This is a genomic window from Enterobacter sp. N18-03635 (assembly GCF_004006055.1).
Lineage (GTDB): Bacteria > Pseudomonadota > Gammaproteobacteria > Enterobacterales > Enterobacteriaceae > Enterobacter > Enterobacter vonholyi.
Map to the genome: position 1 here is coordinate 22,293 of NZ_CP034769.1, position 18,773 is coordinate 41,065.

Below are 18,773 nucleotides of genomic sequence, written 5' to 3' on the forward strand. Positions count from 1 at the left end.
TTCGATTTATCCAGGGTAAACCGTGTTAAAGCCTTTTATTGCCTCTGCATTACTGATCTCTTCCGGCTGGGCGATGGCCGCTGAGCCGCCGCTGACGGCTGCCCGTTATGCGCAACAGTTGGGCGTCGGGATGGATGTGGACTGGGCGCGCACCGAGCGCGGCATACGCGAATTCGACCCGCTGGTGGTCCGCGATTTTCGGGCTAAAGGTATTACCCACGTGCGCATCCGCGTGGCCGATGAGCCGACGGAAGCGCGGTTAATTCACCTTCGCAAGCTGGTAGAAGCCTGCGAGCAGTATGGCGTGATCCCGATAATTGCTTATCAGGCTGATGAATATAAAAACGACCCGAAAGCCGATAACGAGAAAGAGACGGTCAACTGGTGGATTGCCGTGGCACACTATTTCGGCCAAAGCTATCCGCTGCTGGGTTTTGATCTCATCTATGAGCCGGCCGACAAGCTTAACCACAGCCTGGCGTCGCTAAACCGCGTGTATGAAAAATCTATTAAAGCGATCCACGACATCGACCCCCAGCGCATGATCTTTATTGCGCCGCGCCTGCGTGCCGCACCGGAGGATTTATCCAGCCTGAAGCTGCCTGCGCATAGTCAAAACTACCTGCTGGCGGAGTGGCATATTTTCCCGTGGGGGCCGCTGAAAAATGGTAGTAAATACCCGTGGACGTCCGGCACGGCGGCGGAGAAAGCGGCTATCCATAATCGCATCAATACCGCGCTGCGCTGGCAGCAAAAAACCGGGCACGTTAGCTGGGTCGGGGGCTGGGGCGTGGGGGAATCAAACCACCTCACGCCAACCGCTTCGCAAATGGCCTTCGCCACCTTTATGGCCTGCGAACTGCAAAAAGCGAAAATCCCGTATGCGCTTAACGCGGATTTCCAGTTTTACGACGGGGAAGAGGGGGCCTGGCGGCCTGCTCCAGAGCCCTTACTGCAGGCGATGATAACGCCTGCCTGTGAAAAGCCCGGCGAGAAGCCGGGCCATCATGCGGTTAAACCGGCTGTTCGTGATGCGGAACGCGCGACGCCAGCGGCAGCCAGCACAGTAAAATCAGCAGCCCCATCAGCGTCATCAGCAGGCCCAAACTAGCCTGCCCGGTCTGCGGCATCATGGCCGAGAGCCAGGCCAGCGCGCCGGAGCCGATATTCTGCAAACCGCCCACCAGCGCGCCCGCCGTACCGGCAAGGAACGGAAACGGCTCCATCGCGCCGCTGGTGGCGAGCGGGAACAGCATCCCCGCGCCGAAGAAGAACAGCGCTGCAGGGATGAGCAGCGTCCAGACGGTCATCACGCCAAACAGCCCTGGGATCCACATCATCAGACCCGCCAGCAGGCAGCTGATCACCGACTGCCACATCAGGGTGGAGAAGCGCTTGTTCTGACGCCCGGCAAACCACGCGCCGAAGAACGCCGCCGGGATTGGCAGAATAAACAGAATGCTCACCACCATGCTGCTCAGGCCCAGCCCCGCGCCCAGCAGCACGCCGGAGCAGGCTTCAAACACCGCGATGCCCGCCAGGCCGCCGATCAGCATCAGCAGGTAGCAGGTGAACGCGCCGTTGCCGAACAGCGTTTTATAGCTGGCGATAAGCTTCGTGCGCGGCGCGTCCTGCGGCCGCGTTTCCGGCATCCAGCGCGCCATGCTGAAGGTAACAATCATGCAGAGCACCAGCAGGAAGGCGTAGCAGGCGCGCCAGGACCACATAGTGTCCAGCAGGCCGCCAATCAGCGGGGCCAGCAGTGGGCTCACCAGAATCCCCATATTCAACAGGCTATTGGCATGGCGCAGCTGAGTGCCCTGATACATATCGCGCGGTAGGGTTCGCGCCATTACCCCGCCGACGCCGGTCCCGACGCCCTGCAGGGCGCTGGCGGCAATCAATACGGTCAGGCTGTGGGTGGTCATCGCAATCACGGTCGCCACCATGAAAATGCACATACCGACTAAAATCACCGGACGGCGTCCGATACGGTCGGAGAGCGGTCCATAGAACAGCTGCGAAACGCCATAGGTCAGCAGGTAGGCTGCCATTACGCTCTGTACTGCGCCCTCGCGGACGTTTAATTCCTTTGCCATGTCGGCAATCGCCGGAATATAGATGGTTTGCGCCATCTGACCGACGGCCACCAGTAACACCAGCATCAACAATAAGTTAACGTTCCTTTGTTTTTTCATGTCGCTGAATACTTTTGCCAAAAGAGAAAAATGAAGAATAAGTAACTGCGCATTCCCATAAATGCGCGAGGAATCTACCACAGAGAGATGACAAATTAAGCATTGTCGTGGTGAATGAAAAAAACGTGAAAGGCAGGATTTGTAAACAATAACGGCAACTAATGTTGCCAGTGATTTACGCCAGGCGCAGCAGAATGGCGCCGCCGGCGATACCCAGTGCCGCCGCGATGCGCAGGCCCGCAACCTTCTCTTTTAAAAGGATAAAAGCGATTAGCGCGCCAAAGAGTATGGAGGTTTCACGCAGCGCCGCGACTACCGCCAGCGGCGCCTGCGTCATTGCCCACAGCGCCAGACCGTAAGAGCCCATGGTGCCAACCCCGCCGAGCAGCCCCTTTTTCCAGTGCAGGCGCAGGTAGCCGGACGCCTCGCGCCGACGCGCGACCATCGCCCAGCCGAGCAGGCAGAAGCCGTTCATAAAGAAGGTCCACAGCGTATAGCCCAGCGCGGTGTCCGACAGCCGCACGCCGGTGCCGTCCACCAGCGTATACCCGGCAATAAAGCAGGCATTCAGCAGCGCCAGCCAGATCCCTTTGCGTGACTGCATGCGCCCGTTCATCGCCATCGCCAGAATCGACAGGCAGATCACCCCAATGCCGGACCAGGCGAGCCAGGAGAGACGATCGCCGAGCGCCAGCACGCTGATCAGCGCCACCAGCAGCGGGGCGGTGCCGCGCATCAGCGGGTAGGTCTGGCTCATATCGGAGACCTGATAGGTCTTCGCAACCAGCACGGTGTACACCACCTGTAGGGCACAGGAGACAATCAAAAACGGCCAGCTTTCTGCTGAAGGTTGTGGGGAAAACGGCAGTAAGACCAGAGCGATAACCGTGGCGGATCCGCTGACGCTTATTGCGGAATAGAGCTTGTCCGTTCCGGCCTTAACGATGGCGTTCCAGCTGGCATGCAGCAGCGCGGCGAAGAGCAAAATGCAGAATACGGTGATGGTCATGGCGTATCGGGTGGTGAATTGTCACTCAACTGTAACATTCACGTCCTGAAGCTGCCAGCCGGTTACACCGCACAAAAAAGGCGGTGCGTCACTCGCGGTTCGTCCGAGACCAGCGTAAATCCTGCCCGGCGATAAAACCCGTAGGCAGCGTCCGGCGCATGGGTATTGAGGAAATCAAACCAGATGCTGGCATCGGCCATCACCACGGTCAAAAGCTGCTTGCCAATTCCCAGCCCGCGGCACTTTTCGCTGACGTAGAGATGGCGAATACGTCCGGCGCGCGGCTGCTGGCTGAACGGATCGCGATTCAGACCGCACACGCCGACCAGCTTGCCGTTGAGAAACGCGCCTAACAGCTTTTCGCCCGGCGCGTTAAAGCGGTTCTCACCCCGCTGCCAGCTCTCTTCGAGCCTGCGCAGCATATTGAAATTCAGTGCAATACTTTCCGCCTTCAGGGCGATATACCCCGGCTCGTCTGGCGTGACAGGCTCAATTAACAGACGCGACATAGCATTCCCTCGTTATTAAAGAGGGGCGGTTGCCCGCCCCTCTCAGGTGCGACTTGAACCTGAATTACCGAACGAATTTCAGGACAGCATCAAGCAGTTGCAGTACAGCAACAATGAGTTTGAGGATAAGTATCACCATATCCACTACGCTCATACGCGTCTCCTTTTGGTTAAAAGGAGCACGATGCTGGCGTACCTTTCCGCCGCCTGTTGCCAGCACCTGGATTGACGTAACACAGTGTGCTCACTTCAGAGGGTTAAGGCACTGACGGCACCACCCGTTTCAGCCAGGACTTCGTTGCGCCGGTAGAACTGCGGCCCCCTCGCTCACTGCGAACACCCTCAGTATAGATAAATACTGTACGTATGAACAGTATTTTGTGGACAAAATCTGGATGGCGATCCATACTCAAAAACGTCAAAATCCGTGCCGGAATTGCGCGTTCGTCTTCGATCGCGTATACTTTTTTGCGTTGACGTAACACAGTGTGTTCTGCGGCGACCAACCGCAAAACCCTGATAAAAACCTCGCTTAGGCGGGGTTTTTTGTTTTCATCACCCAACAAACGAAACGTGATCCCTGACGCATTTTTGCGCAGATGAAAATTTTTCCATTGTCACGCCCGAAAACCTGTGTTTGTATAAATTCAATCAATGAATCCAAACACAGGTCCCCAATGACTTCATCCATCTTCACTTCGACCCTACTAAAAACTGCGCAACCAGCCGCAGTGGTCGTCGTGCGTGTGGTGGTGGTCGTCGGCAATGCGCCGTAGGGACTGGATCAACACACGAATCCAAAACCCCGCCGGCGCAAACCGGGCGGGGTTTTTCGTTTAGGACCCTCCCCGGAAAGTCGGCCCAGAAGAAAAGGACTGGAGCATGGCAAGTTCGGGCACAACATCCACCAAGACGCGTTTTACCGGCGCGCAGCTGATCGTTCATCTGCTGGAGCGACAGGGCATCACCACGGTTGCGGGTATTCCGGGCGGCACGGTGCTGCCGCTGTACGATGCGTTAAGCCAAAGCACGCAGATCCGCCACGTGCTGGCGCGCCACGAGCAGGGGGCAGGCTTTATCGCTCAGGGCATGGCGCGTACCCAGGGTAAACCGGCAGTCTGTATGGCCTGCAGCGGGCCGGGCGCAACCAACCTGGTGACCGCCATCGCCGACGCGCGCCTCGACTCCATTCCGCTGATCTGCATCACCGGCCAGGTGCCGTCCTCGATGATCGGCACCGATGCGTTCCAGGAAGTGGATACCTACGGCATCTCTATCCCCATCACCAAACATAACTATTTAGTTCGCGATATCAGCGAGCTTCCTCAGGTTATCAGCGATGCGTTCCGCATTGCGCAGTCCGGCCGCCCGGGCCCGGTGTGGATAGACATTCCTAAGGATGTCCAGACCGCAGAGATCGAGATCGACGTTCTGCCGGAGCCGGGCGAGCGAGCCCCCGCGCCGGAATTCAGCGCTGAGAGCGTGCGCGACGCTGCCGCCATGATTAACGCCGCCAAACGCCCGGTGCTCTATCTGGGTGGCGGGGCGATTAACGCCGCAGATGAAATCCGCGAGTTTGCAGAAAAAGCCAACCTGCCGACTACCATGACCCTGATGGCGCTCGGCATGCTGCCAAAAGCGCACCCGCTGTCCCTGGGCATGCTGGGGATGCACGGCGCGCGCAGCACCAACTACATCCTGCAGGAGGCGGATTTATTGATTGTTATGGGCGCGCGTTTTGATGACCGGGCGATTGGCAAAACCGAGCAGTTCTGCCCGAATGCAAAAATCATTCACGTGGATATCGATCGCGCTGAGCTCGGCAAAATCAAACAGCCGCACGTGGCGATTCAGGGGGATGTGGCGGAAGTACTGACGCAGCTGATCCCGCAAACCGACGCAACCGACCGCGCCGACTGGCGTCAGCTGGTGGCCGATCTGCAGCGCGAGTTCCCGGGTGCCATCCCAACCGAAGGCGACCCGCTGAGCCACTATGGTCTTATCAACGCCGTTGCCGCCTGCGTGGACGACAGCGCGATTATCACCACCGACGTCGGCCAGCATCAGATGTGGACCGCCCAGGCCTACCCGCTGAACCGTCCGCGCCAGTGGCTGACCTCCGGCGGTCTGGGAACCATGGGCTTCGGCCTGCCTGCGGCGGTCGGTGCAGCGCTCGCCAACCCGGACCGCAAGGTCATCTGCTTCTCCGGTGACGGCAGCCTGATGATGAACATTCAGGAAATGGCGACCGCGGCCGAAAACCAGTTAGACGTGAAAATCATCCTGATGAACAACGAGGCGCTTGGCCTGGTGCACCAGCAGCAGAGCCTGTTCTACAAGCAGGGCGTGTTTGCGGCGACCTATCCGGGGATGATTAACTTTATGCAGATTGCCGCCGGCTTTGGCCTGCACACCTGCGATCTGAACGCGGAAGAGGATGCCCATGCGGCGCTGCAGGCGGCGATTTCTCGTCCGGGCCCGGCGCTGATCCACGTCCGTATCGACCCTGAACAAAAAGTGTATCCGATGGTGCCGCCGGGTGCGGCAAATACTGAGATGGTGGGAGAATAAGCCATGCAGAAACAACATGATAACGTCATTCTGGAACTCACCGTCCGCAACCATCCCGGCGTCATGACTCACGTCTGCGGGCTGTTTGCCCGCCGCGCGTTTAACGTGGAAGGCATTCTCTGTCTGCCGATTCAGGGCAGCGAGCACAGCCGCATCTGGCTCCTGGTGAACGATGACCAGCGTCTGGAGCAGATGATGGCGCAGATTGACAAGCTGGAGGACGTCACCAACGTGGCGCGCAACCAGTCCGATCCCACCATGTTTAACAAAATTGCGGTGTTTTTCGAATAGATCGCTCATTGCTTGAACACCCGCGCGCTTATCGTTAAGGTAGGCGCGTTTTTTTATCCGCCCGCCAGGAACGCGCCATGACCACCATCGCCCTTATCGACGACCACCTTATCGTCCGCTCCGGATTTGCCCAGCTTCTGAACCTCGAACCGGATTTTCAGGTGGTGGCCGAGTTTGGCTCTGGTCGCGAGGCGCTGGCGGGCCTGCCGGGTCGTGGGGTGCAGGTCTGTATCTGCGATATCTCGATGCCGGATCTCTCCGGGCTGGAGCTGTTAAGCCAGCTGCCGAAAGGGATGGCGACGATCATGCTGTCGGTTCACGACAGCCCGGCGCTGGTCGAGCAGGCGCTTAACGCGGGCGCGCGCGGCTTCCTTTCCAAACGCTGTAGCCCGGACGAGCTGATTGCCGCCGTGCGCACCGTCTCCACCGGCGGCTGCTACCTGACGCCGGATATCGCCATCAAGCTGGCGGCCGGCAGGCAGGATCCGCTCACCAGACGCGAGCGTCAGGTGGCTGAGAAGCTCGCGCAGGGGATGTCGGTGAAAGAGATTGCGGCTGAGCTGGATTTGTCGCCAAAAACCGTGCATGTCCATCGCGCCAACCTGATGGAAAAACTTAACGTCAGCAACGACGTCGAGCTGGCGCGCCGCATGTTCGACAGCTGGCAATGAGTTCCGCTTTTTCACGGCTGATCGCCGTCGTCGCCAGCTTTTTTATCTTCTCCGCCGCGTGGTTCTGCCTGTGGAGCATTAGTCTGCATCTGGTGGAGCGCCCGGAGCTGGCGGTGCTGCTGTTTCCATTCGGCCTGCGTCTGGGGCTGATGCTGCAATGCCCGCGCGGCTACTGGCCCGTTTTGCTCGGGGCAGAGTGGCTGATGCTGGTCTGGCTGGCTCAGGAGGTTGCCCTCGCGCATCTTCCCTTATTGATGACCGGAAGCCTGCTCACGCTTCTCCCGGTTGCCCTCATTTCCCGCTATCGTCACCAGCGCGACTGGCGCACCCTGCTGCGGCAGGGGGCGGCGCTGATTGCCGCCGCACTGCTGCAGTCCCTGCCGTGGGTTGGCGACAAGGAGATGCTCAACGCTCTGCTGCTGACCCTCACCGGTGGCCTGACGCTGGCACCCACCTGCCTCGTGATCTGGCACTACCTCACCAGCACCGTCTGGCAGCCGCTCGGCCCGGGGCTGGTTTCCCAACCGGTGAACTGGCGCGCCCGGCATCTCATCTGGTATCTGCTGCTGTTCGTGGTGAGCCTCTGGCTTCAGCTGGGTTTGCCCGCCGAGCTTTCACGCTTCACGCCGTTTTGCCTTGCGCTGCCGATTATTGCTCTGGCCTGGCACTATGGCTGGCAGGGGGCGCTGATCGCCACCCTGATGAACGCCATCGCGCTGATTGCCAGCCAGACCTGGCACGACCATCCGGTGGATTTGCTGCTCTCGCTGCTGGCCCAGAGCCTGACCGGGCTGCTGCTCGGCGCGGGCATTCAGCGCCTGCGCGAGCTGAACCAGTCCCTGCAGACCGAGCTGGCGCGCAACCGCCGTCTGGCTGAACGCCTGCTGGAGACGGAAGAGAGCGTGCGGCAGGAGGTGGCCCGCGAGCTGCACGATGATATCGGCCAGACGATCACCGCCATCCGCACCCAGGCGGGCATTGTCCAGCGTCTTGCGGCGGAAAATGCGGGCGTGAAGCAGGGCGGGGCGCATATCGAGCAGCTTTCACTTGGCGTATATGACTCGGTGCGACGCCTGCTCGGCAGGCTGCGCCCGCGCCAGCTTGACGACCTGTCGCTGGAGCAGGCGGTGCGCTCCCTGATGCGCGAGATGGAGCTGGAAAGCCGCGGCATTGTCAGCCATCTCGACTGGCGAATTAACGAATCTGCTCTGAGCGAAGGCCAGCGCGTGACGCTGTTCCGCGTCTGTCAGGAGGGGCTGAACAATATCGTCAAACACGCCAGTGCCAGCGCGGTCACGATACAGGGCTGGCAGCAGGACGAGCGCCTGATGCTGGTGATTGAAGACGACGGCTGCGGCCTGCCGCCGGGCTCCGGCCAGCAGGGCTTTGGCCTGGCGGGCATGCGCGAGCGCGTCAAGGCGCTGGGCGGCACGCTGAACCTTTCCTGTACCCACGGGACGCGCGTCAGCGTCAGTTTGCCGTTAAGGACGCATCATGTTTAAAACCCCAGCCAGCGCAGCCCCATTAAGCAACAAAGCGGAAATTGATGCCCGCTACAGCTACTGGCGACGTCATATTCTGATTACCATCTGGCTCGGCTACGCGCTGTTCTACTTCACTCGCAAAAGCTTCAACGCCGCCGCGCCGGAGATCCTCGCCAGCGGCGTGATGACGCGCACCGATATCGGCCTGCTGGCGACGCTGTTTTACATCACCTACGGCCTGTCGAAGTTCTTCTCCGGTATTGTTAGCGACCGCTCTAACGCCCGCTATTTCATGGGCGTTGGGCTGATCGCTACCGGGGTGGTGAACATCCTGTTTGGTTTCTCCACATCGCTTTGGGCCTTCGCCCTGCTGTGGGCGCTTAACGCCTTCTTCCAGGGCTGGGGCGCGCCGGTCTGCGCCCGCCTGCTCACGGCGTGGTACTCGCGCAACGAGCGCGGCGGCTGGTGGGCCGTCTGGAACACCGCGCACAACGTCGGCGGGGCGCTGATCCCGATGGTGGTGGGTGCCGCGGCGCTGCACTACGGCTGGCGCGCGGGGATGATGATTGCAGGTGGCCTCGCCATTCTCGCCGGGCTGTTCCTCTGCTGGCGCCTCCGCGACAGGCCGCAAACCGTTGGCCTGCCTGCGGTGGGCGACTGGCGGCACGACGAAATGGAGATTGCCCAGCAGCAGGAGGGGGCGGGGCTGACCCGTAAGGAGATCCTCACCAAATACGTGCTGAAAAACCCGTACATCTGGCTGCTGTCGCTCTGCTACGTGCTGGTCTACGTGGTGCGCGCGGCCATTAACGACTGGGGCAATCTGTACATGTCCGAGACGCTCGGCGTGGACCTGGTCACCGCTAACTCGGCGGTGACGATGTTCGAACTGGGCGGGTTTATCGGCGCGCTGGTAGCGGGCTGGGGTTCGGATAAGCTGTTCAACGGCAACCGCGGCCCGATGAACCTGATTTTTGCCGCCGGGATTTTGCTCTCCGTCGGCTCGCTGTGGCTGATGCCGTTCGCCAGCTACGTGATGCAGGCGGCGTGCTTTTTTACCACCGGCTTCTTCGTCTTTGGCCCGCAGATGCTCATCGGCATGGCAGCGGCGGAGTGTTCCCACAAAGAGGCGGCAGGCGCGGCGACGGGCTTTGTCGGGCTGTTTGCCTACCTTGGCGCATCGCTCTCCGGCTGGCCGCTGGCGCGGGTGATCGATATCTGGCACTGGAGCGGTTTCTTCGCGGTGATCGCCATCGCGGCGGGAATTTCCGCCCTGCTGCTGCTGCCTTTCCTGCACGCGCAGGCCCCGCGCGAGATGGGTGAAGCGTGATGCGCCTCACCTTTCTGGCCCGAGTGGCGTAAAACTAAGAAATTTTCCCGGTTTTACCTGGACACTGTCTCAGGCATCTCTCCTGGCTGATTTTTACAATGCCTGCCATTCGCAGGTAAAAATCAGCTCAGGAGCAAACCATGCTGGCCTTCCTCAACCAGGTGCGCAAGCCGACCCTGGATCTGCCGCTCGACGTGCGGCGCAAGATGTGGTTCAAACCGTTCATGCAGTCCTATCTGGTGGTCTTCATCGGCTACCTGACCATGTACCTGATCCGCAAAAACTTTAACATCGCGCAGAACGACATGATCTCCACCTACGGGCTGAGCATGACGCAGCTGGGGATGATTGGCCTGGGCTTCTCCATCACCTACGGCGTGGGGAAAACAGTCGTTTCCTACTACGCGGACGGCAAAAACACCAAGCAGTTCCTGCCGTTTATGCTGATCCTCTCCGCCATCTGTATGCTCGGCTTCAGCGCCAGCATGGGCGCAGGGTCTGTCAGCCTGTTCCTGATGATCGCCTTCTACGCCCTGAGCGGCTTCTTCCAGAGTACCGGCGGGTCGTGCAGCTACTCCACCATCACCAAGTGGACCCCGCGCCGCAAGCGTGGTTCGTACCTCGGCATGTGGAACATCTCCCACAACCTCGGCGGAGCGGGTGCGGCAGGCGTGGCGCTGTTTGGCGCAAACTATCTGTTCGACGGCCATGTGATCGGCATGTTTATCTTCCCGTCGATTATCGCCCTGATTGTCGGCTTTATCGGCCTGCGCTACGGCAGCGACTCCCCGGAATCGTACGGCCTCGGCAAAGCCGAAGAGCTGTTCGGCGAGGAGATCAGCGAAGAGGACAAAGAGACCGAAGAGAACGAGATGACCAAATGGCAGATCTTTGTTGAGTACGTGCTGAAAAACAAAGTGATCTGGCTGCTGTGCTTCTCAAACATCTTCCTGTACGTGGTGCGCATCGGCATCGACCAGTGGTCCACCGTGTATGCCTTCCAGGAGCTGAAGCTCTCTAAAGAGGTGGCGATTCAGGGCTTCACCCTGTTCGAAGTGGGCGCGCTTGTCGGCACCCTGCTGTGGGGCTGGCTCTCTGACCTCGCCAACGGCCGTCGTGCGCTGGTGGCCTGCGTCGCGCTGGCGCTGATTATCGCCACACTTGGCGTCTACCAGCATGCCAGCAACCAGTACGTTTACCTCGCATCCCTGTTCGCGCTTGGCTTCCTGGTGTTTGGTCCGCAGCTGCTGATCGGCGTGGCGGCAGTGGGCTTCGTACCGAAAAAAGCGATCGGCGCTGCCGATGGGATTAAAGGCACCTTCGCCTATCTGATTGGCGACAGCTTCGCCAAGCTGGGTCTGGGGATGATCGCTGACGGTACGCCAATTTTCGGCCTCACCGGCTGGGCGGGCACCTTCGCGGCGCTGGATGCGGCAGCGATCGGCTGTATCGTCCTGATGGCGATGGTCGCGGTGCTGGAGGAACGTAAAATTCGCCGTGAGAATCGTGCGCAGAAATTAAAAACAGCCTGAGTGTGCAGGTAACGTCTTTGCCCGGTGTGTGATGCCGGGCTTTTTTATTTCCGCCGACGGCATTAATACCTTATCCCCCGTTCCACAACGTCTTTTCAGAGCACTATTCTGGTTCTGCCCGCTGTTGACGCCGTGCGTTTCCCGCTATGATGAGCGGCTAGTCAAAGGAGAACGCATGGTCTGGATAATGCTGGCAACGCTTGCCGTGGTGTTTGTGGTGGGATTTCGCGTCCTGACCTCAGATTCCCGCCGCGCCATCAAACGTTTAAGCGAGCGTCTGGGCATCACCCCGATGCCGGTTGAGTCGATGATCGATCAGTTCGGCAAAATGCCGGGCAATGAGTTTATCCGCTACCTTGAGCGCCCGGACGAAGCGCATCTGCAAAACGCCGCGCAGGTGCTGCTGATCTGGCAGGTATGCATTGTCGACGCCAGCGAGGAGAACCTGCACGCCTGGCACCGCATGCTGCGAAAAGCCCGCCTTGCCGCACCCATTACCGATGCGCAAATTCGTCTGGCGCTTGGCTTCATGCGGGAGATGGAGCCCGATCCGCAGGAGCTGAACGCCTTCCAGCTACGCTACAACCAGCTCTTCCTGCCGGAAGAGGGTGTGTTTTATCTGCATTAAGGCATTTTCCCGCATAACACATTCTGAGCGTTCAGAATCTCCTCTCTGTTTTCATTGAGGCGGGTGGCGGCATAGATATCTATGTTTAACCTTTTTGCCTCCGCGTCCGTGAGTTCACGGTAGCAAAGTCCTTCCTGATTAAAGGTGCATTTCGACTGCGGCAGCAGCGCAAATCCTTTCCCTCTTGCGATACGGCTCAGCATCACGAGGGTATCATCCGGCTCTTTAATACGCTTCAGCGGCGTTTTTAGCGTATCAAAGTAGCTTTCGCATTTGTCGTAGAATGAAGGGTTTGCACTTCTGGAAAACCAGAATATGGGTAAATCACTGATATCTTCGAGGGAGACTTTCTCTTTGAGACTTGCAGGGTGTAAAGAGGGCATTGCGATGAGTAACGGCTCCTGGCAGACCCACCGGTACTGAACAATGTCTTCATGACCCGTTCCTTTTTCACCGGTCAGCACCAGATCCAGCATATTTTTAGACAAGCTTTGCAGCAGTTGCGCTGACGTCAGATCCGGCGTTTCGACATCATCTCCCGCGTTCATTTTTTGAAGCTGGGTGTTCACCGGTTCAATATATTCAAAATTAAGCGTCCGCGTCAGCCCGATTCGGAGGCTCGTTTCAGAGGAGAGCGTGTCTTCTTTTAAATTGCTGATGTCTTTGAGTATTTTTTCAGCCTGAACAACCAGCGCACGACCTGCTTCAGTGAGGCTAACGTCATGCGTGCTGCGGCTGAACAACTGACGTTTCAGAACCGCTTCAAGGCACTTTATCTGGCGCGTCAATGGCGGTTGAGTCATGCGTAGACGTTCGGCAGCCTTACGGAAATTCAGTTCATGTGCAACAGCGAGAAAGCATTGTAATTGTTTGATACTGGGCAGGTTATTGCTGATTAAATATTCTGCTGTGGCCATACGTGAGTCCTGAATGCGAAAAGGTATTTAGTCTTTTTTCGATTTCGATATTACACGGTAACGCTATGAAGAAAAACCCAATTTAATAGTAATACAAAAAGTATATTACAAATTTAATAATTCCACTTATGCACTGAGTTGATAAATTAATTTCTGTTTTTTTCTTATTTTTATTAAAAGGATTTCTCTGTTCTAAAGTATCGCGTGGAAACTAAGTACGGCTCTCAGAAATATCATCGTTGGCCCGAAGATATTGAGTGTCCCGTTTGTGGGTAACAACATTCAACATTTATCCAATTCGTAAAAGAATTTACTGATTAGTATATTGAGGTGGCGATTATGGCTGTAGAACGTTTTCCGCAAAAAATGACCTTAAAGTCATGGCTTGCTTTATTTATTCTGGCTATTTCAACGTTTACTATTGTTACCACTGAACTGGCGCCAGTAGGTTTATTAACCCCAATTGCAGATGGGCTACAGTCTTCGGAATCTGCAGTGGGTATGACCGTATCGCTTTATGCCTGGGTCGGGGCGTTGAGCGCGCTGTTTGCCTCCGTCTTTTTAGGGAATGTGTCCAGGAAGCGCCTTTTACTCGTGCTCACCGTGGTACTTCTGATTTCTAACGTCATGGCCGCGACCGTAGACACCTACAGCATGCTGCTTAGCGCCCGCGTACTGGGTGCGCTTGCTCACGGTGCATTCTGGGCGATGATCGGCGCGGCGGCGGTAGCTATCGTACCTGCCAGATATATTGGCGCGGCGACGTCAATCGTATTTGGAGGCGTTTCCGCAGCAAGCGTTTTTGGCGTGCCGGTATCCAACTATATTGGTATTCACTTCGGCTGGCGGCAGGCATTTTGGCTGATGGCCGCGCTGAGCGTAATTGCCTTTGTGGGTATTAGTGTGCTTGTTCCCCGGATCGCCAGCAAAAGTTCGCTTGGCCTGGATGCGCTTAAAGGCGTGCTAAAGTCGTCTACCTTGTGGAAAATTTACTCAGCAACCTTGCTGGCCGTTACGGCCCACTTTGCTGCTTTTACGTATATTGAACCCTGGCTACATGCGCAGAGTTCACTGTCCATCACCTTTATTCCCGCTGTGCTTTTTGTTTACGGCATCGCGGGTCTGGCCGGTAATTTCCTCACCGGCGTGTTGATTGATAAGTATCTCAAGCTGACGGTCTCGTTGTCTGTACTGCTGATCTGTGCAGTGCTGCTGTTCCTGGGTCTGTCAGGTTCCTCGCTCTCTGCTGCGATGATATTCACCAGCATGATTGTCTGGGGTATCGCCGTGTCAGGAATATTTGTCGGCTTCCAGACCTGGGTTTTATGTATGGCAGAGGATAAAGCCTTCCCCGCCTCTGCAATCTACGTTTCATTTTTCAATACCGCCATTGGTATCGGCGCGTCGGTCGGTGCCTGGATAGTTTCATCATTTTCACTGCCGCTCCTGTATATCGTCGCCGCCACGGCCATCGGCCTTTCCGTTCTGCTTATTGCGTTTATCCCTGCCACGTTGACCGCTAAACAATCCCGGATGGAGAAATCTTATGAGTCCAATTAATGCCCGCATCCGGCATGGATGAAAAATAATCATTGCTGACAACGGATAAAAAAACCGGGTAAACCCGGTTTTTTTATTTCATGATGAGGTATCAGGCGTTTACACCCTTCATTCCCTCTGCAGAATATCGTTCACCTTTTATCTCTATCTTTCGACGAATATCGTTCAGTGATTGAATATCGCTTTTTTCCAGAACAATGTCGGCTGAGTGTGCATTCTCTGCCAGGTAACGGGTGTGCTTAGTGCCCGGAATGGGAACCAGTTTATCGTATTGCGCCAGCAACCACGCCAGTGCAATTTGACCCGAAGTGCAACCGTATTTCTGCGCAAGCGGCGTAATCGCATCGAGCAACTGGCGATTATGATCAAGACTGGACTGAATAAAACGTTCGTTATTCTTGCGAAAATCACCCTCTGCAAAATCACTGTTGTTCAGGTATTTTCCAGTAAGGAAGCCTCTACCAAGAGGCGAGTAAGGCACCAGGCCGATATCCAACTCTTTCACGACCGGCAGAACGGTATCTTCAATATCACGCGTCCACAGAGAATATTCCGTTTGCAGCGCGGTGACAGGATGGACTTCATGGGCCCGTCGTAGCGTTGAAGCTGAAACTTCACAAAGACCAATATGGTTAATTTTACCTTCTTTAACGAGCGCACTGAGGCAATCCATGCTTTCTTCGACCGGTGTTTCGTTGCTCACTCTGTGAAGGTAAAAGAGATCGATGCGTTCAACGCCAAGGCGCTTAAGGGATTCGTTACAGCAACGGATGATATAGTCGGGTGTGTTATTAATGGAGCGGGCATAGGACTCGTCGGGAGAGCGATCGATACCGCACTTCGTGGCAATTTTAAACTGCTCGCGTGTGCTTTTATCCAGCCCGGCAAGAAAGTGACCGATCAGCCTTTCATTGTGACCGCGGCCATAAAGATTTGCGGTATCAATGAACGTCACGTTCAGTTCGATGAGCTTATGCAACACCTCAAGTGATGCATTGTCATCCGTCTGCCCGTAAAATTCACTCAGCCCCATCGCACCAAAGCCAATAGCACTAACACTAAGATTTTGAGATAAGTTACGTGTTTTCATAGTTTCTCCTTTTCAGACGCTATGATTGTTTCACCTCAAATGTGGATACTGAATTTTCATTTTCGTTATGCTGAAAAGGTATCAGTCGACGACGCTCTCCCTCCTGGCTCATTAAAAACGACAAAAGTTGTCAAATCGTTAAATCCGTCACACTTTTGATGATAAACTGCGCGACTTTTCCGCACGTTTTTATCTTCAGGTGACGCCATGACAGAACATATCCAGCCCACGACCAGACCGCAGACCAAAGAGGTTTCACGCCCCAACTGGTCGGCGGTTTTCTCCGTGGCGTTCTGCGTCGCCTGCCTGATTACCGTTGAGTTTCTGCCGGTGAGCCTGCTGACACCGATGGCGCAGGACCTGGGCATTTCCGAAGGCGTGGCGGGGCAGTCCGTTACCGTCACCGCGTTTGTGGCGATGTTTGCCAGCCTGTTTATCACCCAGGTGATTGGCACCATCGACCGTCGCAAAGTGGTCATTCTGTTCAGCGTGCTGCTGACGCTCTCCTGCCTGCTGGTCTCCTTCGCAGAAAGCTTCACCCTGCTGCTGCTGGGCCGCGCCTGTCTGGGACTGGGGCTCGGCGGCTTCTGGGCGATGTCCGCCTCGCTGACCATGCGCCTGGTGCCTGCGCGCACCGTGCCGAAAGCGCTGTCCGTCATCTTTGGCGCGGTCTCCATCGCGCTGGTGATTGCCGCGCCGCTGGGCAGCTTCCTGGGCGGGATTATCGGCTGGCGTAACGTCTTTAATGCGGCGGCGGTTATGGGCGTGCTTTGCGTTATCTGGGTGTGGAAGGCGCTGCCGTCCCTGCCTGGCGAAGCGGCGCACCACAAACAGAACATGTTTAGCCTGCTGAAGCGTCCCGGCGTGCTGGCGGGGATGACCGCGATCTTTATGTCCTTTGCCGGGCAGTTTGCCTTCTTTACCTATATCCGCCCGGTGTTTATGACCATGGCGGGCTTTGACGTAGACGGCCTGACGCTGGTGCTGCTGAGCTTCGGTATCGCCAGCTTTGTCGGTACCTCGCTTTCGTCCCAGTTCCTGAAGCGCTCCCTGAAAGTGGCGCTGGCGGGTGCGCCGCTGGTGCTGGCTGCAAGCGCCGCGGTGCTGGTGCTGTGGGGTAGCGATAAGTGGGTCGCGTCTGCCATTGCGATTATCTGGGGCTTTGCCTTTGCGCTGGTGCCGGTGGGCTGGTCGACGTGGATCACCCGCTCACTTGCCGATCAGGCTGAAAAAGCCGGGTCGATTCAGGTGGCGGTGATCCAGCTGGCAAACACCTGCGGCGCGGCGATTGGCGGCGTGGCGCTCGACCACCTGGGGCTGACGTCACCGCTGGTGATTTCAGGCGCGCTGATGCTTTTGACCGCGCTGCTGGTGGCGGGCAAGGTTAAAGCACGTTGATTGATAAATAGTCACTTCATCGATATACTTGTACCGTAACTTGTACAGGAGGGAATATGCAGGTTGTGACGTTTACCGAAGCACGAAGCCGACTCAAAGATGTGTTGGACGACGTGAATGACAACGTGGAGACAACCATCATCAGCCGCCGAAACGGGGGTGACGCGGTGGTTATGTCTCTGCAGCACTACAACTCGATGATGGAAACCATCCATCTGATGAGTTCGCCTGCTAACGCCAGCCGACTGATGGAGTCAATCGCACAGGCAAATACCGGAAAAACCACGCAGAGGGATCTGATAGATGACCAGGCTACTGATTTGGACTGATAACGGCTGGGATGATTACCTGTGGTGGCAGGAGCAGGACAAGAAAACGCTTCGCAGAATCAATAAATTGATTGAAGATGCGAAGCGTCAACCTTTCGATGGCCTGGGTAAGCCGGAACCCCTTAAAGGTAACCTTTCCGGATACTGGTCCCGTCGAATCAATGATACCGATCGTCTGGTTTACGGGGTGTCAGATAGCGCTCTTACTATTTTAATGTGCCGCTATCACTATTATTCGTAGATCACGCCGATGTCCTCACCCGTCTTCTTGAATCCATCGAAATCAGTACAACCGACGACACGATCAGCAGCGTCCCCAGCCAGTCCGGCAGGGTGAACGCCACGCCCAGCAATATCACCGACAGCAGCGCGCTGCTCAGCGGCTCGGCGCAGCTCAGAATGCTCGCTTTCGGCCCGCCGATCGTCTGCGCGCCTTTCAGATACAGGCTGAACGTCAGCGCGGTGCCGATCACGACCAGGTAGAAAAACGCCAGCAGCAGGCTGCCGTCAATGACGAAGGTCGTCCCGCGCCCGGCGTAGAACGGCGTCAGCATTAACCCGGCAATCAACATACTCCAGCCGACAATCGGCAATGTGCCATAGCGGGCAATTAGCGTTGACGGATAGGTCGTGTAAAACGCCGCGGCAAACGCCGAAGCGATGCCGAAGAACAGCGCGGCTGGCGAGATGGAGAGCGAGGTCGGGTCGCCGTGGGTGACCAGCAGGAACGTCCCGACCAGCGAGGTCACAATCGCGGATAAAACAAACACGCCGGGGCGCTTTTTCCGCGCCAGCGCGAACCAGGCCACGATAATGGTTGGCGACAGAAACTGCAGCACAGTGGCCGTTGCCGCATTGGATTTTTCAATCGTCAGCAGGAAGGTGAGCTGCACGGTGAGCGCGCCGACCAGCGAGAAAAACAACAGGCTGAGGGCGTCTTTGCGATGTTTGATGACCGAGAAAATCTTGTCGCCGTGAACGAAGGAGAGCGTCAGCAGGATCACGCCGGTAAACAGCAGGCGAACCATGGTCAGGTAAGGCGAAGAAATGTGGCTTTTCTCCATGATGTACTGCGCGCAAACGCCGGAACTGCCCCATAAAACGGCGGCGATCAGGACGTTCAGCATCCCTTTACGTGTAGAACCCATTTTCTCCCCTGTTATGTTGGTTTTTTTCTAGCATAACATGGGATCTTTCCGGGTGGCGCTACGCTTACCCGGCCTACAAAACCTTGTAGGCCCGTGCAAGCGCAGCGC

The 18,773-nt window shown here is 57.0% G+C and carries 20 protein-coding genes; 13 read left to right on the plus strand and 7 right to left on the minus strand.

Going from position 1 to position 18,773, the window contains the following annotated elements; genetic code table 11:
* Nucleotides 1–22: 22 nt before the first annotated feature.
* Nucleotides 23–1,111 carry a cellulase family glycosylhydrolase gene (locus ELK40_RS00825; RefSeq protein ID WP_127729028.1) on the plus strand — a complete coding sequence of 363 codons (1,089 nt, stop codon included), beginning with the start codon at nt 23–25 and terminating at the stop codon, nt 1,109–1,111.
* On the opposite strand, the gene emrD is transcribed toward ELK40_RS00825, so the two are convergent.
* The 4 genes from emrD to tisB all read right to left on the minus strand — a co-directional run bounded on the left by emrD (nt 1,014) and on the right by tisB (nt 3,870).
* Nucleotides 1,014–2,198, minus strand: a complete 1,185-nt coding sequence (emrD, locus tag ELK40_RS00830; RefSeq protein ID WP_127729030.1) for a multidrug efflux MFS transporter EmrD — start codon at nt 2,196–2,198, stop codon at nt 1,014–1,016. The two genes, ELK40_RS00825 and emrD, sit on opposite strands and share 98 nt — an antisense overlap.
* Nucleotides 2,199–2,373: 175 nt before the next feature.
* Entirely contained in the window at nt 2,374–3,207 is an 834-nt protein-coding gene (locus ELK40_RS00835) for an EamA family transporter (RefSeq protein WP_127729032.1), read from the minus strand.
* A 62-nt stretch (nt 3,208–3,269) separates the two neighbouring features.
* Nucleotides 3,270–3,716 (minus strand): GNAT family N-acetyltransferase, encoded by a 447-nt coding sequence (locus ELK40_RS00840; protein WP_025910712.1) that lies wholly within the window; start codon nt 3,714–3,716, stop codon nt 3,270–3,272.
* Between the two features lie 64 nt (nt 3,717–3,780).
* The gene (tisB, locus tag ELK40_RS22990; protein ID WP_008500146.1) at nt 3,781–3,870 is read right to left on the minus strand and encodes a type I toxin-antitoxin system toxin TisB; all 90 of its coding nucleotides are present in this window, start codon (nt 3,868–3,870) and stop codon (nt 3,781–3,783) included.
* 523 nt (nt 3,871–4,393) lie between these two features.
* Between tisB and ivbL the strand changes: the two genes are divergently transcribed.
* The 8 genes from ivbL (at nt 4,394) to ELK40_RS00885 (ending at nt 12,223) form a co-directional block, all read left to right on the plus strand.
* Nucleotides 4,394–4,492, plus strand: a complete 99-nt coding sequence (gene ivbL / locus ELK40_RS00850) for an ilvB operon leader peptide IvbL (protein ID WP_057979964.1) — start codon at nt 4,394–4,396, stop codon at nt 4,490–4,492.
* A gap of 106 nt (nt 4,493–4,598) precedes the next feature.
* Complete coding sequence (gene ilvB / locus ELK40_RS00855; protein WP_115876750.1) at nt 4,599–6,287, plus strand: acetolactate synthase large subunit; 1,689 nt, start codon at nt 4,599–4,601, stop codon at nt 6,285–6,287.
* A 3-nt stretch (nt 6,288–6,290) separates the two neighbouring features.
* On the plus strand, nt 6,291–6,578 hold the full coding sequence (gene ilvN / locus ELK40_RS00860) for an acetolactate synthase small subunit (RefSeq protein ID WP_008500144.1): 288 nt from the start codon (nt 6,291–6,293) through the stop codon (nt 6,576–6,578).
* Between the two features lie 77 nt (nt 6,579–6,655).
* Nucleotides 6,656–7,249, plus strand: a complete 594-nt coding sequence (gene uhpA / locus ELK40_RS00865; protein WP_022646555.1) for a transcriptional regulator UhpA — start codon at nt 6,656–6,658, stop codon at nt 7,247–7,249.
* Nucleotides 7,246–8,751 (plus strand): signal transduction histidine-protein kinase/phosphatase UhpB, encoded by a 1,506-nt coding sequence (uhpB, locus tag ELK40_RS00870; protein WP_127729034.1) that lies wholly within the window; start codon nt 7,246–7,248, stop codon nt 8,749–8,751. Before uhpA ends, uhpB begins: the two co-directional genes overlap by 4 nt.
* Entirely contained in the window at nt 8,744–10,063 is a 1,320-nt protein-coding gene (locus tag ELK40_RS00875; RefSeq protein ID WP_115876748.1) for an MFS transporter, read from the plus strand. Before uhpB ends, ELK40_RS00875 begins: the two co-directional genes overlap by 8 nt.
* 140 nt (nt 10,064–10,203) lie before the next feature.
* The gene (gene uhpT / locus ELK40_RS00880; protein ID WP_045895418.1) at nt 10,204–11,595 is read left to right on the plus strand and encodes a hexose-6-phosphate:phosphate antiporter; all 1,392 of its coding nucleotides are present in this window, start codon (nt 10,204–10,206) and stop codon (nt 11,593–11,595) included.
* Nucleotides 11,596–11,770: 175 nt separating this feature from the next.
* On the plus strand, nt 11,771–12,223 hold the full coding sequence (locus ELK40_RS00885) for a DUF1198 domain-containing protein (RefSeq protein WP_115876746.1): 453 nt from the start codon (nt 11,771–11,773) through the stop codon (nt 12,221–12,223).
* On the opposite strand, the gene ELK40_RS00890 is transcribed toward ELK40_RS00885, so the two are convergent.
* Nucleotides 12,220–13,140 carry a LysR family transcriptional regulator gene (locus ELK40_RS00890; RefSeq protein ID WP_127729036.1) on the minus strand — a complete coding sequence of 307 codons (921 nt, stop codon included), beginning with the start codon at nt 13,138–13,140 and terminating at the stop codon, nt 12,220–12,222. The genes ELK40_RS00885 and ELK40_RS00890 overlap by 4 nt on opposite strands.
* Before the next feature lie 339 nt (nt 13,141–13,479).
* Here ELK40_RS00890 and ELK40_RS00895 point away from each other — a divergent pair, with 339 nt between their 5' ends.
* Nucleotides 13,480–14,700 carry an MFS transporter gene (locus ELK40_RS00895; protein WP_127729038.1) on the plus strand — a complete coding sequence of 407 codons (1,221 nt, stop codon included), beginning with the start codon at nt 13,480–13,482 and terminating at the stop codon, nt 14,698–14,700.
* 91 nt (nt 14,701–14,791) lie between these two features.
* Here ELK40_RS00895 and ELK40_RS00900 read toward each other — a convergent pair whose 3' ends face one another.
* Nucleotides 14,792–15,790, minus strand: a complete 999-nt coding sequence (locus ELK40_RS00900) for an aldo/keto reductase (RefSeq protein WP_127729040.1) — start codon at nt 15,788–15,790, stop codon at nt 14,792–14,794.
* 207 nt (nt 15,791–15,997) lie between these two features.
* Here ELK40_RS00900 and nepI point away from each other — a divergent pair, with 207 nt between their 5' ends.
* From nepI to ELK40_RS00915, 3 genes are read left to right on the plus strand one after another with little or no spacing between them, the layout of a single operon-like run.
* Nucleotides 15,998–17,188, plus strand: coding sequence for a purine ribonucleoside efflux pump NepI (gene nepI / locus ELK40_RS00905; RefSeq protein WP_127729042.1), 1,191 nt, complete (start codon nt 15,998–16,000; stop codon nt 17,186–17,188).
* A gap of 56 nt (nt 17,189–17,244) precedes the next feature.
* Nucleotides 17,245–17,517: a type II toxin-antitoxin system prevent-host-death family antitoxin gene (locus tag ELK40_RS00910; RefSeq protein ID WP_041911702.1), complete on the plus strand. Its 273-nt coding sequence runs from the start codon at nt 17,245–17,247 to the stop codon at nt 17,515–17,517.
* The gene (locus tag ELK40_RS00915; RefSeq protein ID WP_041911701.1) at nt 17,492–17,758 is read left to right on the plus strand and encodes a Txe/YoeB family addiction module toxin; all 267 of its coding nucleotides are present in this window, start codon (nt 17,492–17,494) and stop codon (nt 17,756–17,758) included. Before ELK40_RS00910 ends, ELK40_RS00915 begins: the two co-directional genes overlap by 26 nt.
* Nucleotide 17,759: 1 nt before the next feature.
* Here the strand turns inward: ELK40_RS00915 and ELK40_RS00920 are convergent, their stop codons facing one another.
* Nucleotides 17,760–18,665, minus strand: coding sequence for a DMT family transporter (locus ELK40_RS00920; protein ID WP_127729044.1), 906 nt, complete (start codon nt 18,663–18,665; stop codon nt 17,760–17,762).
* Nucleotides 18,666–18,773: the final 108 nt, after the last annotated feature.